This is a genomic window from Actibacterium sp. MT2.3-13A (assembly GCF_018139985.1).
Lineage (GTDB): Bacteria > Pseudomonadota > Alphaproteobacteria > Rhodobacterales > Rhodobacteraceae > JAGSOU01.
The window spans coordinates 1-12,923 of sequence record NZ_JAGSOU010000034.1 but is presented as its reverse complement, the minus strand read 5'-3'; the positions used below and the strand labels follow the sequence as shown (position 1 = coordinate 12,923).

At 67.6% G+C, this 12,923-nt stretch carries 14 protein-coding genes and 1 pseudogene; 5 read left to right on the top strand and 10 right to left on the bottom strand.

Going from position 1 to position 12,923, the window contains the following annotated elements:
* A pseudogene (locus tag KCI33_RS17540) lies at window positions 1–300 on the bottom strand (hypothetical protein); the annotation flags it as partial.
* Between the two features lie 98 nt (window positions 301–398).
* Here KCI33_RS17540 and KCI33_RS17535 point away from each other — a divergent pair.
* Window positions 399–956 carry a TIGR00730 family Rossman fold protein gene (locus KCI33_RS17535; RefSeq protein WP_212526099.1) on the top strand — a complete coding sequence of 186 codons (558 nt, stop codon included), beginning with the start codon at window positions 399–401 and terminating at the stop codon, window positions 954–956.
* On the opposite strand, the gene rarD is transcribed toward KCI33_RS17535, so the two are convergent.
* Window positions 899–1,837 (bottom strand): EamA family transporter RarD, encoded by a 939-nt coding sequence (gene rarD, locus KCI33_RS17530; protein ID WP_212526098.1) that lies wholly within the window; start codon window positions 1,835–1,837, stop codon window positions 899–901. The two genes, KCI33_RS17535 and rarD, sit on opposite strands and share 58 nt — an antisense overlap.
* A gap of 178 nt (window positions 1,838–2,015) precedes the next feature.
* On the opposite strand from rarD, the gene KCI33_RS17525 reads away from it, so the two are divergent.
* Window positions 2,016–2,444, top strand: a complete 429-nt coding sequence (locus tag KCI33_RS17525) for a c-type cytochrome (protein ID WP_212526097.1) — start codon at window positions 2,016–2,018, stop codon at window positions 2,442–2,444.
* Between the two features lie 88 nt (window positions 2,445–2,532).
* Here KCI33_RS17525 and KCI33_RS17520 read toward each other — a convergent pair whose 3' ends face one another.
* The 6 genes from KCI33_RS17520 to KCI33_RS17495 all read right to left on the bottom strand — a co-directional run bounded on the left by KCI33_RS17520 (window position 2,533) and on the right by KCI33_RS17495 (window position 9,105).
* Complete coding sequence (locus KCI33_RS17520) at window positions 2,533–3,141, bottom strand: superoxide dismutase (RefSeq protein ID WP_212526096.1); 609 nt, start codon at window positions 3,139–3,141, stop codon at window positions 2,533–2,535.
* Between the two features lie 96 nt (window positions 3,142–3,237).
* Window positions 3,238–3,804 carry a sarcosine oxidase subunit gamma family protein gene (locus KCI33_RS17515; RefSeq protein WP_212526095.1) on the bottom strand — a complete coding sequence of 189 codons (567 nt, stop codon included), beginning with the start codon at window positions 3,802–3,804 and terminating at the stop codon, window positions 3,238–3,240.
* A complete protein-coding gene (locus KCI33_RS17510; RefSeq protein ID WP_212526094.1) occupies window positions 3,797–6,808 on the bottom strand; it encodes a sarcosine oxidase subunit alpha family protein in 3,012 nt (1,003 codons plus the stop codon). The genes KCI33_RS17515 and KCI33_RS17510 overlap by 8 nt, the downstream gene beginning before the upstream one ends.
* A gap of 61 nt (window positions 6,809–6,869) precedes the next feature.
* Window positions 6,870–7,199, bottom strand: coding sequence for a sarcosine oxidase subunit delta (locus KCI33_RS17505; RefSeq protein WP_212526093.1), 330 nt, complete (start codon window positions 7,197–7,199; stop codon window positions 6,870–6,872).
* Window positions 7,193–7,834 carry a hypothetical protein gene (locus tag KCI33_RS17500; RefSeq protein ID WP_212526092.1) on the bottom strand — a complete coding sequence of 214 codons (642 nt, stop codon included), beginning with the start codon at window positions 7,832–7,834 and terminating at the stop codon, window positions 7,193–7,195. The genes KCI33_RS17505 and KCI33_RS17500 overlap by 7 nt, the downstream gene beginning before the upstream one ends.
* A gap of 26 nt (window positions 7,835–7,860) precedes the next feature.
* Window positions 7,861–9,105, bottom strand: a complete 1,245-nt coding sequence (locus KCI33_RS17495; RefSeq protein WP_212526091.1) for a sarcosine oxidase subunit beta family protein — start codon at window positions 9,103–9,105, stop codon at window positions 7,861–7,863.
* Window positions 9,106–9,310: 205 nt separating this feature from the next.
* Here KCI33_RS17495 and ccmI point away from each other — a divergent pair, with 205 nt between their 5' ends.
* The 3 genes from ccmI to KCI33_RS17480 are packed head-to-tail and all read left to right on the top strand — an operon-like array spanning window position 9,311 to window position 11,255.
* Window positions 9,311–10,546 carry a c-type cytochrome biogenesis protein CcmI gene (gene ccmI, locus KCI33_RS17490; protein WP_212526090.1) on the top strand — a complete coding sequence of 412 codons (1,236 nt, stop codon included), beginning with the start codon at window positions 9,311–9,313 and terminating at the stop codon, window positions 10,544–10,546.
* On the top strand, window positions 10,543–11,022 hold the full coding sequence (gene ruvX, locus KCI33_RS17485) for a Holliday junction resolvase RuvX (RefSeq protein ID WP_349252222.1): 480 nt from the start codon (window positions 10,543–10,545) through the stop codon (window positions 11,020–11,022). The genes ccmI and ruvX overlap by 4 nt, the downstream gene beginning before the upstream one ends.
* Window positions 11,019–11,255, top strand: a complete 237-nt coding sequence (locus KCI33_RS17480) for a DUF1289 domain-containing protein (protein ID WP_212526089.1) — start codon at window positions 11,019–11,021, stop codon at window positions 11,253–11,255. Before ruvX ends, KCI33_RS17480 begins: the two co-directional genes overlap by 4 nt.
* Before the next feature lie 71 nt (window positions 11,256–11,326).
* On the opposite strand, the gene dusA is transcribed toward KCI33_RS17480, so the two are convergent.
* Both dusA and KCI33_RS17470 read right to left on the bottom strand, forming a co-directional pair.
* A complete protein-coding gene (dusA, locus tag KCI33_RS17475; protein ID WP_212526088.1) occupies window positions 11,327–12,346 on the bottom strand; it encodes a tRNA dihydrouridine(20/20a) synthase DusA in 1,020 nt (339 codons plus the stop codon).
* A gap of 331 nt (window positions 12,347–12,677) precedes the next feature.
* On the bottom strand, window positions 12,678–12,923 hold a 246-nt coding region (locus tag KCI33_RS17470), incomplete at its 5' end, for a hypothetical protein (protein ID WP_212526087.1).

The window sequence follows — 12,923 nt, the reverse complement described above, 5'->3', positions numbered from 1 at the left end:
GGCCTGCTCGGCGCCCGCCGGCGGGGCGGCGGCGGGCGTTTCGGGCTGCGGGGCTTCGGCATGCCCGGCCGTCGGAGCGGGCGCGGGCACGGGCGCGGTTTCCGCCTGCGGTGCCGGCGCCTCGGGCGTCGCCGCGACGGGGGCCGCGGGGCTCTGCGGGGCAACCGTTTCGGGCCCCTCGACGCCCTCGGGCGCGCGCTGCGCGGTGTAGATGAAATAGCCCGCCGCAGCCACCACGACCACCGCGGTTCCAGCCAGCAGACCCTTTGTGCCGGCACCGGCTCTTGCCCAGATTGTCATTCCCTAATCCCCCTGCGCGGCTCTGTCTCCGGCCACGCTTGCGGGACCATAGCAACCCGGCTATCACGGGTCCAGAACCCAAGCCCCGAGGTCCTGCCATGCCCGCCATGCCCCGATCCGTCTGTGTCTTTTGCGGCTCACGCGTGGGGCGCAACCCGGCCTATGCGCAGGCGGCCGAGGACACCGGCCGGGCCATCGCGGCCGAGGGCTGGCGGCTGGTCTACGGCGCGGGCGACGTGGGGCTGATGGGCCGCGTGGCGCGCGCCACGCAGGAGGCCGGCGGGCAGACCTTCGGGGTAATCCCGCTGCACCTGTTCGAGCGCGAGGTCGGCAAGCGCGACCTGTCCACCCTGATCGTCACCGAGAACATGCATGAGCGCAAGAAGGTCATGTTCATGAACTCCGACGCGATCGTGGTGCTGCCGGGCGGCGCGGGGTCGCTCGACGAATTCTTCGAGGTACTGACCTGGCGCCAACTGGGGCTGCACGAAAAGCCGATCCTGCTGCTTAGCGCCAACGGCTTCTGGGAGCCTCTGAGCGGGCTGATCGACCATTTCATCGCCGAGGGCTTCGCCGACCCCGGCCTGCGCGACTTCGTTCACGTCGTGGCGGACATTCCGGCGCTGACCGCGGCCCTGCGCGCCGCCCTGTCCTGACGCAGGCTCTCCCAGGAATAGATCGCCAGCGCGATCCAGATCAGCGGGAAGGCGATGCCGTGCCAGCGCGTCATGGGCTCGGCGAAGGCCAGCGTCGCCACCAGGAATTGCAGCGTCGGGTTGAGGTATTGCACCAGCCCTACCGTGGCGAAGCTGACCCGTTTCGAGGCGTAGGAGAACAGGATCAGCGGCCCGCCCGTCAGCACCCCCGAGGCGGCCAGGATCAGCGAATCCCGCGCATCATGGCCGAAGGTGCCGAGGTTGCGGCCCACCAGCCCCTCCCAGCCCTGCACATGCACGCCCCAGAGCCAGAATAGCGCCAGCGGCGACAGCAGCAGGACCTCGGTCGTGACCGAGACCAACGGCCCGGCGGGCGCGCCCCTTTTCAGCAGGCCGTAGCAGCCGAAGGTGAAAGCCAGCGCCAGCGATATCCAGGGCGCGACGCCCAGCCCCCATGTCAGCACGCCCACCGCCAGGGCGGCCAGCCCGACCGCGGCCCATTTGCCGGCGCTCAGCCGCTCTCCCAGCATCACGAAGCCCAGCGTCACCGCGACCAGCGGGAAGATGTAGTAGCCCAGGCTCGCCTCCATCGCGCTGCCCACCAGCACCGAATAGATGAACAGGAACCAGTTGGTCGAGATCATCACCGCCGCAAGGAACACCAGCGCCAGCACGCGCGGGGCGCGCAGGAGCCGCGCGATCTCGCCCAGCCGGCCCTGCGCCGCCAGCACGATCCCGAAAAACACCAGCGACCACAGCGTGCGGTGGCTGAGCACCTCCAGCGGCGGCACATGCGCGAGCAGCTTGTAATAGAGCCCTGACAGCCCCCAGATGCAGCAGGCGCCCATCATTGCCAGAATGCCCTTCCGCGCCTCGCTCATCGCCCAGCTTCTCCTTGTGCCGACGCCCCGTCCTATACGATCCCTGGACCGGCTGTCACGGCCATCGGACCCTCCTCGGGATCACAACCGGGGCCCGCGCGCAATGACCTGCGTCAAGGACCGGCTGCCGTCCGGCGCGCAGACTTTCGCTTTTACCTGGCAAGGGAGGGACAGGAAAATGCGGACGATCCGAATTCTTGCCGCATGCGCGGCGCTGACGCTACCCGCCGCCGCATCCGCGCAGGGGATGTCCATCGGCGAACGGGAATACATGAACAGCTGCGCGCAATGCCACGGCCCCGCCGGCAAGGGCGACGGCTTTCTGGTGAATTACTTCCTGGAAGGCGGCGCGCCCGACATCACCGGGCTGGCAAAGGCCAATGGCGGCGTCTTTCCGGTGGCGCGGGTCTATGCCATCATCGACGGAACCGCCACCGCGGGGATCCACGGCGACAGCATGATGCCGGCCTGGGGATACCGCTATTCGCTGCAGGCCGACGAGGATCTGGGGCGCTACTTCGCGCTCTCGGCCGAGGACCGCGCCGCCGCCGTGCGCGGCCGCATCCTGGCGCTGATCGAGCATCTCTCGACCCTGCAGGGTGAATGACCGGGGCGCCGCGCGGCCCCGATCGCCCAAGGAAAACGGCCGCCCCGGTTTCGGGGCGGCCGCGATGCGCTCAGCGCTGGCAGGTGGCTCAGGCCTTCGACAGGCGCTCGGCCACGTTTTCCCAGTTCACCAGGTTGTCGAGGAAGTTGGTCAGATAGGCCGGGCGCTTGTTGCGGTAGTCGATGTAGTAGGAATGCTCCCACACGTCGCAGCCCAGAAGCGCGGTCTGGCCGAAGCACAGCGGGTTCACGCCGTTCTCGGTCTTGGTGACCTTGAGGGTGCCGTCGGTGTCGACCACCAGCCAGGCCCAGCCCGAGCCGAACTGGCCGGCGCCGGCGGCGGAGAATTCTTCCTTGAAGCTGTCGACCGAGCCGAAGGCGTCCTTGATGCGGGCCTCCAGTTCGCCGGGCATGGCGGCCTTGCCGGGCGCCATCATTTCCCAGAACTGGCAATGGTTCCAGTGCTGCGAGGCGTTGTTGAAGATGCCGTTCTGGGCGACCGCACCGGCCTGGTAGGTGCCCTTGACGATCTCTTCCACCGACTTGCCTTCCCACTCGGTGCCGGCAATCAGCTTGTTGCCGTTGTCGACATAGGCCTTGTGGTGCAGGTCGTGGTGGTATTCGAGCGTTTCCCTGGACATGCCCAGATCGGCCAGCGCGTCGTGGGCATAGGGAAGATCGGGAAGTTCAAAAGCCATTTTCGGGCTCCCTGTTCGGTTGCGTTCAGATTGCCCCTAGATGGAGGGCACGGGGGGCGGAGGTCAAGCCCCGCCACCCGGTTTGGCGGCCTGCGGTCAGAAATACCCGACCTCGCCGCCGGGGGCCGCCGCGCCCTTCAGCAGGTCGAAGACATATTGCGCGACCGAACGGAAGCAGACCAGTTCGAACGTCTCTGCTCCCGCCATCCAGAAAGCCGCGGGCACCTGCGCCAGCCGCGTGCGGCGGATCATGCCGGGGGCGAAGGCGGCGGGCGACAGGTCCACCGGCGCCAGCTTGGCCAGAACCTCGCGCGCGCCGGGGCCCTCGATGCGGAACAGCGCGCGGGCGTCGGACACATCCGCGACGAGGCTGTGTTCACCCGAGAGCGCCCCGGTCATGGTGGCCACCGCCGCCGGGACCTCCGCATGGGGGAGCATCACCATCAGCTCGTCGGGCGACATCCAGGCCAGCCCGCGTTCGCCGACCACATGGCATTCGCGCTGGCCCGGGAAATCGACCCCGGCCACGCCGGTCGCGGCGTTCTTGACCGCGACCGAGGCGAGATCGCCGCGCAGCGTGATCATGCCGCGCGGCCCCTGCTCCGCCACCCTGGCGAAGCCCTCGCAGGCGGCGCCGTCGAGGGCGCTGACAGGCTCAGACATTCTGCTTCTCCCCGTCCTTGTCGTAGAACACCGGGTCGACGATCTTCGCACTCATCGTGGTGCCGTCGAGCGTGGCGAATTCGATGATCTCGCCCATCCGCTCCGGCCCGCGCCGGACCAGCCCCAGGGCGATGCCGCGCTCCAGCGTGGGCGAGTAATAGGTTGAGGTCACCCGGCCTTGCGTGTTGCGCTGGCCGTTGGCGTTCTGATCGGGCGCCAGGGCATAGGCACCCTCGGGCAGCACGCCGCCGCCCAGGGTCTCCAGCCCCACCAGTTGCCAGCGCTCGGGATCGACCATGTGCGCACGCTGTTGCGCGCGCTTTCCGATATAGTCGTCCTTCTTCTTCGAGATCGCCCAGTGCAGGCCAAGGTCCTGCGGAATCACCGTGCCGTCGGTCTCGTCCCCGATCATGATGAAGCCCTTCTCGGCCCGCATCACATGCAGCGCCTCGGTGCCATAGGGCATCAGGCCGAACTCCTCGCCCGCCGAGACCAGTTTTTCCCACAGCGCCAGCCCTTGGGAGGCCGGAACCGCGATCTCGTAGCTCAGCTCGCCGGAGAAGGAGATGCGGTAGACGCGGGCGCGGACCCCGGCGATCTCACCCTCGCTCCAGGCCATGAAGGGCAGCGCCCCGGCGCCGACATCCATGCCGCCGAGCTTTTCCAGAAGATCGCGGGCATGGGGCCCGACCACGGCGATCTGGGCGAACTGCTCGGTCAGGTTGGCGGTGTAGACCCGCCAGTCCCACCACTCGCATTGCAGCCAGTCCTCCATGTGGGCATGAATGTGCTCCGCCCCGCCGGAGGTGGTGTGGCACAGGAAGGTCTCCTCGTCGATGCGCGCCACCACGCCGTCATCCATGAGAAAGCCGTTCTCGTTGCACATCAGGCCATAGCGGCATTTGCCCGGCTTCAGGTTGGACATCATGTTGGTGTAGAGCATGTCGAGGAACCTGCCCGCGTCCGGCCCCTTCACCAGGATCTTGCCCAGCGTGGAAGCGTCAAGCAAACCAAGGTTTTGCCTTGTGTTCTTCACCTCGCGCCCGACCGCATCCTCCCGGCTTTCGCCGTCGCGCGGATAGCAGTATGGGCGGCGCCACTGGCCCACCGGCTCCCAGTCCGCGCCGTTCTCTTCGTGCCAGCGATGCATTGGGGTGCGGCGCAGCGGCTGGAAGGTGTCGCCGCGCGCCTCGCCGGCGATGGCGCCGAAGCTGATGGGCGTGTAGGGCGGGCGGAAGGTGGTGGTGCCGACCTGCGGGATATCCGCGCCCAACGATTGAGAAAGAACGGCCAGTCCATTGATATTGCTCAGCTTCCCCTGATCGGTGGCCATGCCGAGCGTGGTGTAGCGCTTGGTGTGTTCCACGCTTTCATAGCCCTCGCGCGCGGCGAGCTGCACGTCGGAAACCTTCACGTCGTTCTGGTAGTCGAGCCACATTTTCATCCGCAGCTCGGCGCCAGCGCCCTGCGGCATCATCCACACCGGCGTCATCGGCCCCTCGGCCTCGGCCTCGGCCTTGGGCACGGCCCCGCCCTTGGCGGCCATTCCCAGCGACCTGACCGCCGACTTGCCCGCGGCATCGCCGTCGGCCAGCGCCTCGCCCGCCAGCAGATAGCCGTTCGCAGAGCCGGCCGCGATCACGAAGGGCGCGCCGTCGTGGCTGGTGGGCGCGCGCTCGGGGTCGGGGCGGAAATGCGCCTGCCCGGCGTCCCAGGTCAGCTTGCCGCCGCAATGCGACCACAGGTGCACCACCGGAGACCAGCCGCCGGACATGGCGACCGCGTCGCAGGGGATCTCTTCCAGCACCGCGCCCTCGCCCGCCTGGGCGCAGAGCGCGACGCCGGTGACCCGCTTGGCGCCCTTGACCCTGGCGATGCCCCGGCCGGTTTCCACCCGGATGCCCGCCTCGCGCGCGGCGCGCACCAGCGGGCCGGAGGCCGTGGGCCGCGCGTCGATGATCGCGGGCACCACCAGCCCCGCCTCACGCAGCATCAGGGCGGTGCGGTAGGCGTCGTCGTTATTGGTGACCACGACCGTCCGGTCGCCGGGGCTGACGGCCCAGTTGGCGACGTAATCGCGCACCGCAGAGGCCAGCATCACGCCAGGGATGTCGTTGCCGGCAAAGGACAGCGGCCGCTCGATCGCGCCGGTGGCGGTGATGATGCGGGCGGCGCGGATCTTCCACAGACGGTGGCGCGGGCGGGTGTCGCCGGGGCTGTGGTCGGCCACGCGCTCATAGCCCAGCGCATAGCCGTGGTCATAGACCCCTGCCCCCATGCAGCGCGTCCGCAGGGTGACATTCTCCATCCCCTCCAGCGCCTTCAGCGCGCGGGCGATCCAAGCCTCCGCCGGGTGGCCGTCGATGGTCACGCCATCGACCGGCGCGCGCCCGCCCCAGTGCGCGGTCTGTTCGATCAGCAGCACGCGCGCGCCCGCGCGGCCCGCGGCCAGCGCGGCCTGAAGCCCGGCGATCCCGCCGCCGATCACCAGCACGTCCACGAAGGCATAGAAATGCTCGTAGCGGTCGGCGTCGCGCTCGGCCGGCACCTGGCCCAGCCCGGCGGACTGCCGGATGAAGGGCTCGTAGACATGTTTCCAGAACGGGCGGGGCTGGATGAAGGTCTTGTAGTAGAACCCCGCCGGCAGGAAGCGCGCCAGCGGCCCGTTCACCGCGCCGATGTCGAAATCGAGGCTGGGCCAGTGGTTCTGCGAGGCGCAGGCCAGGCCGTCGAACAGTTCGGTCGTGGTGGCGCGCTGGTTGGGTTCGAACCGGCCGCCCGTGCCGAGATTGACAAGGCCGTTGGGCTCCTCCGCCCCCGCAGCCACGAAGCCGCGCGGGCGATGGTATTTGAAGGAGCGGCCGACCAGCATCTGGTCGTTGGCCAGCAGCGCCGAGGCCAGCGTGTCGCCCGCGACCCCCTCCAGCCGGCGGCCGTTGAAGGTGAAGCCGCGGCGGGCGTTGCGGTCGATCAGGCGGCCGCCGGTTTGCAGTCGGGTGCTCATGCCTGGGCTCCGGTCTTGCGGGGCGGCGTCGCGCCGTGAGTATTTCTGCCAAGAAGAAGGGTCATGCGAGATCCCTCCAGGCCCAGCCGGGGCGCTTGGCGGTGATCGCGTCCCTGATGTCCTGCGGCGGCGCGGCGGTCTGGGCGCGGTAGGTGCCGAAGACCTCGAGCGTGTCGGTGGCGCGGGCGGCGATGAACCACTTGCCGCAGCCGAAAGCGTGGCGCCAGCGTTCGAAATGCACGCCGCGGGGGTTTTCGCGGTGGAAGAGGTAGGATTCGAACTCCGCGTCGGAGGAGCCGGGGCCGAAGCGTTTCAGATGCGCCTCGCCGCCGGGGGCGAGCTCGGTTTCCTCGGCATCCACGCCGCAATGGGGGCAGTGCAGGATCAGCATTCCGGACTTTCCTCCAATTCGCGATACAGCATCTCAAGAAAATCGTCGTATTCCTCAAACGCAGACCGAACGTAAGAACTCGATAAGTCGATTTGCAGGAAATGGTGACCGTCGCCAAATTCAGCCAATCCTATTTCTTCAATCCCCTCAAAATAACTGGTATCTTTCGACCCTTGGACCACCAAGCCACCAGCATGCGTGATTTTATCACGGACTTTCTTGAAGTCCTGGATCCTTGCCCACGACTGCGTGCTAAAGGCATTGTTCGCGCCACCGAGCTTTCGCAGGATAAACTTAGAACGTTCTAACCCTTGGCCTTTGAAATCTTTGAGTTCAAAGATCGGGTAGGAATTATTTAGAACGCTCTCGGCAGTCATCGTCAGGGTAAATTCAAAGGCGGCAAAAGCCGCAGAAAACGAGGACTGCGCCTCCATTCTTTCGAGAATGGATTGCTCGAGATAACGGCTTCGAATGAAATCTTGCTTCACTTCGGCCTTTTCTTCGTCAGTCATTTCATCCAACAATTTTACCACATGCTCAAAGTCACGAACAGAATTCGCTGGCATCTGGTTTATCGCATCGGTCGACAAGCCATGCAGGCTCCGGAGATGTTGAAGATGAATGAGGCCGTCCATCAGATCATACTTCGCGTTTGTCGCCATCAATGCGCCACCCCCGCTGCCACGCTTTCGTCGATGAACCGCCCCTCGCGGAAGCGGTCGAGGCCGAACGCCTCGGTCAGCGGCGAGGCGCCCCTGGCCATCAGTTCGGCGAAACCCCAGCCCGAGCCGGGGATCGCCTTGAACCCGCCGGTGCCCCAGCCGCAGTTGATGAAGCAGTTTTCCAGCGGGGTCTTCGACAGGATGGGAGAGCGGTCGCCGGTCATGTCCACGATCCCGCCCCACTGGCGCAGCATCTTGAGCCGCGAGATGATCGGGAAGGTCTCGATCAGCGCGCGCACGGTTTCCTCGACATGGTGGAACGATCCGCGCTGGGTGTAGTTGTTGTAGCCGTCCGCGCCGCCGCCGATCACCAGCTCGCCCTTGTCGGATTGGCTCATGTAGCCGTGCACGGTGTTGGCCATCACCACCACGTCGATGCAGGGCTTGATCGGTTCGGAGACCAGCGCCTGAAGCGCCACGGATTCAATGGGCAGGCGGAAACCCGCCATCTGCGCCAGAACGCCGGAATGGCCGGCCACCACGATCCCGAGCTTGTCGCAGGCGATATCGCCGCGGGAGGTGGTGACGCCCGCGACCTTGCCGCCCTTTTGACGGATGCCTGTCACCTCGCATTGCTGGATGACGTCGATGCCCATGGCGGAACAGGCGCGGGCATAGCCCCAGGCCACCGCGTCGTGGCGCGCGGTGCCGCCGCGCGGCTGCCACAGCGCGCCGAGCACCGGGTAGCGCGGCCCGGAGATATTGATGATCGGCACCAGCTGCTTGACCCGGTCGGGCGAGATGAAGCTTGTCTCGACACCCTGGAGGGCATTGGCGTGGGCGGTGCGTTCGTAGCCGCGCCGCTCATGCTCGGTCTGGGCCAGCATCATCACGCCGCGGGGGCTGAACATGACGTTGTAGTTCAGATCCTGGCTGAGCGTCTCGTAGAGGCTGCGAGCCTTTTCGTAGATCGCGGCGGAGGGGTCCTGCAGGTAGTTCGACCGGATGATCGTGGTGTTGCGCCCGGTGTTGCCGCCGCCCAGCCAGCCCTTTTCCAGCACCGCGACATTGGTGATACCGAAGTTTTTCCCGAGGTAATATGCGGTGGCCAGCCCATGCCCGCCGGCGCCGATGATGATGACGTCGTATCGCTTCTTCGGCTCGGGCGAGGCCCAGGCGCGTTCCCAGCCGGTGTGGTAGCGGGCCGCCTCGCGGGCGACGGCGAATACGGAATAGCGTCTCATGGCTCGGTCGAATCCCCCCTTTTCCGGGCGCGCGGCCCCGTGCCCTTGATGGGATTTTGAACCCTTTCGGCCATGACCGCCAGCGGCACTTGCGGGGATGATCGCGACATTGTCAGGAACAGGTGGTCGCAGTTGGCGGCATTGCCCCTTTTCGGAAGGGCCCGGGCAATATACATCCCGGACAGGAAAAATCACGGGAGGCCCCATGACATTCTGGCTGATCGCCGCCGCGCTCGCGCTGCTGACCGTCGCCCTTCTGCTGCTGGCGCTGATGCGCGGCGGGCGGGGGCAGACCCCGGCCGCGGCCTATGACCTGCAGGTCTATCGCGACCAGCTCAGGGAGGTCGAGAAGGATCTCGCCCGCGGCGTGGTGACGCCCGAAGATGCCGAACGGGTGCGCGTCGAGGTCTCGCGCCGCATCCTGGAGGCCGACCGCGCGCTGGCGCGCGGCGAGGGAGCCGGGCGCGCGCCGCGCGGCGCCACGATCGCCGCAGGGGCGCTGGCCGTGGCCATCGTGGGCGGCGGCACGGCGGCGCTTTACCAACGGGTGGGCGCGCCGGGCTATCCCGACCTGCCCCTGCAGGCCCGCATCAAAGCCGCCGACGAGGCCCGCGCCGCCCGCCCCGGCCAGGCCGAGGCCGAGGCGCAGATGCCCGCCCTGCCCCAGATCGGAGAGCCCGATCCGCGCCATGTCGAGCTGGTCGAGAAACTGCGCGAGGTGGTCAAGCAACGCGCGGACGACCTGCAAGGCTATACCTTGCTGGCGCGCAACGAGGCGATGCTGGGCAATTTCCGCGCCGCCTATGTCGCGCAGTCGAAGGTGATCGAGTTGAAGCAGGGCGAGGCCGACGCCACCGATTTCGCCGCCTATGCCGACATGATGATCCTGGCCGCCGGCGGCTATGTCTCGCCCCAGGCCGAGGCGGCGCTGGCGCAGGCGCTGAACCGCGACCCCGCGAACGGCACGGCGCGCTATTACGCGGGGCTGATGTATGCCCAGACCGGGCGCCCCGACCTGACCTTCGACTACTGGCGCCCGCTGCTGGAGAACTCGCAGCCCGAGGATCCCTGGGTGGCCCCGATCCGCGCCCAGATCGAGGAGATCGCCATGCGCGCCGGCGCCGACTATCGCCTGCCCGCGCCCGACGGCGGCCCCGCCCTGCGCGGGCCGAACGCAGCCGACATGGCCGCCGCCGCCGAAATGACCGCCGAGGAGCGGATGGAGATGATCCGCGGCATGGTCGAGGGGCTGAGCGAGCGGCTGGCGACCGAGGGCGGCAGCCCCGCCGAATGGGCGCGCCTGGTCAACGCCCTGGGCATGCTGGGCGAGTCCGAGCGCGCCGCCGCCATCTGGGCCGAGGCGCAGCAGGTCTTTGCCGGCAACGCCGAGGCGCTGGAAACCGTGCGCGCCTCCGCCGAACGGGTGGGCGTGGCGGAGTGAGCGTGCACGAGGAGATCGCCGATTTCGCCGCCGCCCTGCCCCCGCAGCGCGCGCTGCTGGGCCTCGACCTCGGCGAAAAGACCATCGGTGTCGCGGTCAGCGACCTGTTCCTGTCGGTGGCCACGCCGCTGGAGACCATCCGACGCAAGAAATTCGGCCTCGACGCGGCCCGCGTGCTGGAGATCGCGGAAAACCGCAACGCCGGCGGGCTGATCCTGGGCCTGCCGCGCAACATGGACGGGACCGAGGGGCCGCGCTGCCAGTCGACCCGCGCCTTTGCACGCAATCTCAGCCGCCTGACCGATCTGCCGATCGGGTTCTGGGACGAACGCCTCTCGACCGTGGCGGCGGAACGCGCGCTCTTGGAGGCGGATACGTCGCGGAAACGTCGCGCCGAGGTGATCGACCACGTCGCCGCCGGCTATATCCTGCAAGGCGTGCTGGACCGGCTGCGCCATCTGAAAGGGTCGCAATGAAGGACGATATCTGGAGCCGCGACGAGATCGAGAGCCCCTGCGTGAAGATCTGCGTGATCCACCCGGAGACGCGGCTGTGCACGGGCTGCCTGCGCACGATCGACGAGATCACCGACTGGACGAAGATGGGCGCGGAGGCGCGGCGCGCGGTGATGGCGGAGCTGCCCGCGCGCGCGCCGCTGATCACCAGGCGGCGCGGCGGGCGCGACGGACGGCTGCGGCGCGAGAGCTGAGAGCGCGGACGCCTCCGGCGGGAGTATTTCCGCCAAGAAGAAGGGGGGCGTGTCCCAGGGGGGCGGCGCGCTCAGCCGCCGCCCGTCACGCAGGCCAGCGCCGCGTCCAGCACCTCCAGCCCGGCACCGTCGCGATGGGCGCCCTCCGACAGGGTGCGGCGCCAGCCGCGCGCGCCGGGCCGGCCGGCGAAGAGCCCCAGCATATGGCGCGTGACCTGGGCGAGCCTGCCGCCCTGCGCCAGGTGGCGCGCGATATAGGGGCGCATTTCGGCGACCACCTGTTCGGCGGTCTTGCCGCCCTCCTGCCCGAAGATCGCCGCGTCCGCGCCCAGCAGGATGTCCGAGGGCGTGTGATAGGCCGCGCGCCCGATCATCACCCCGTCGAGCCCGCGCGACAGATGCTGCTGCGCCTTTTCCAGAGAGGCGATGCCGCCGTTGATCGAGATATGCAGATGCGGAAAGTCGCGCTTCATCGCGTGCACGAGGTCGTAGTCGAGCGGCGGGATATCGCGGTTTTCCTTGGGGCTGAGCCCCTGGAGCCAGGCCTTGCGGGCATGGATGGTAAAGCGGGTGATGCCGGCGGCGCTGACGCGTTCCAGGAAATCGGGCAGCACCTGCGCGGGGTCCTGATCATCGACGCCGATGCGGCATTTCACGGTGACCTCGACGCTGGCCGCCGCGCTCATCGCCGCCACGCAATCGGCCACCAGGTCGGGGCTTTTCATCAGCACCGCGCCGAAGGTGCCCGACTGCACCCGGTCCGAGGGGCAGCCGACATTGAGGTTGACCTCGTCGTAGCCCTCCTCGCAGCACATCTTCGTGGCCTCGGCCAGCTCGGCGGGGTCCGAGCCGCCCAGTTGCACCGCGACGGGGTGTTCCTCGGGGTTGAAGGCCAGCAGGTGGCGCGCCCCGCCGCGCACGAGCGCGGGTGCCGTCACCATCTCGGTATAGAGCAGCGTCCGCGCCGACATCAGCCGGTGCAGGTAGCGGCAATTCGCATCGGTCCAATCCATCATCGGTGCCACGGAAAGGCGCGCAGCGGCCCGGGCACCTGAGATCCCTTGTTTTTCTGGGTTTTCCAGAAAGCTCATGTTTTCGATTTCCCGAGATTTGGGCCGGTTTAAGCCGGTTTTCGGAGCCAGTGCTACAGGATGTAGCACCGGACCCGTTTTGTAGCACCGTTCTCGGCCCGGCTTCCACCGCTCTTTCGGCACTGCCGAAATCGCGCCCCTCACGGGCGGAGACTCCGGTCATTCGCTGCCGTTCACCGCCGGTTTGGCGAGATTCAAACCCCTCAGGATTCAAACCCAGCCCGAAACACTTCGGATTCTCGCAATCCGACCAACTTCTTGTTCGCTGATACGACCAAGGAAAGGACCCACCATGGGAACCATCACAGAAAGACCTCGCAAGAACGGCAGCTCAAGCTTCACGGCCCAAATTCGAAAAAAGCAGGGCGGCCGCGTTGTCCTCAACCTCGTAGAGACCTTTTGTCGGCACCAGGACGCCGAACGCTGGATGAAACGGCAAGAACAGCGGCTGAAAAAACCCGGTGCCCTGGAGAGGGCCTGCTGTGACCCCCGACATTGATCCAGCTGATGCCGGGGTCCGCGGTTGAGTTTGGCGCTGTTGCGCCGAGGGGGCAATGGGCGAGCGGCGGAACGTTTC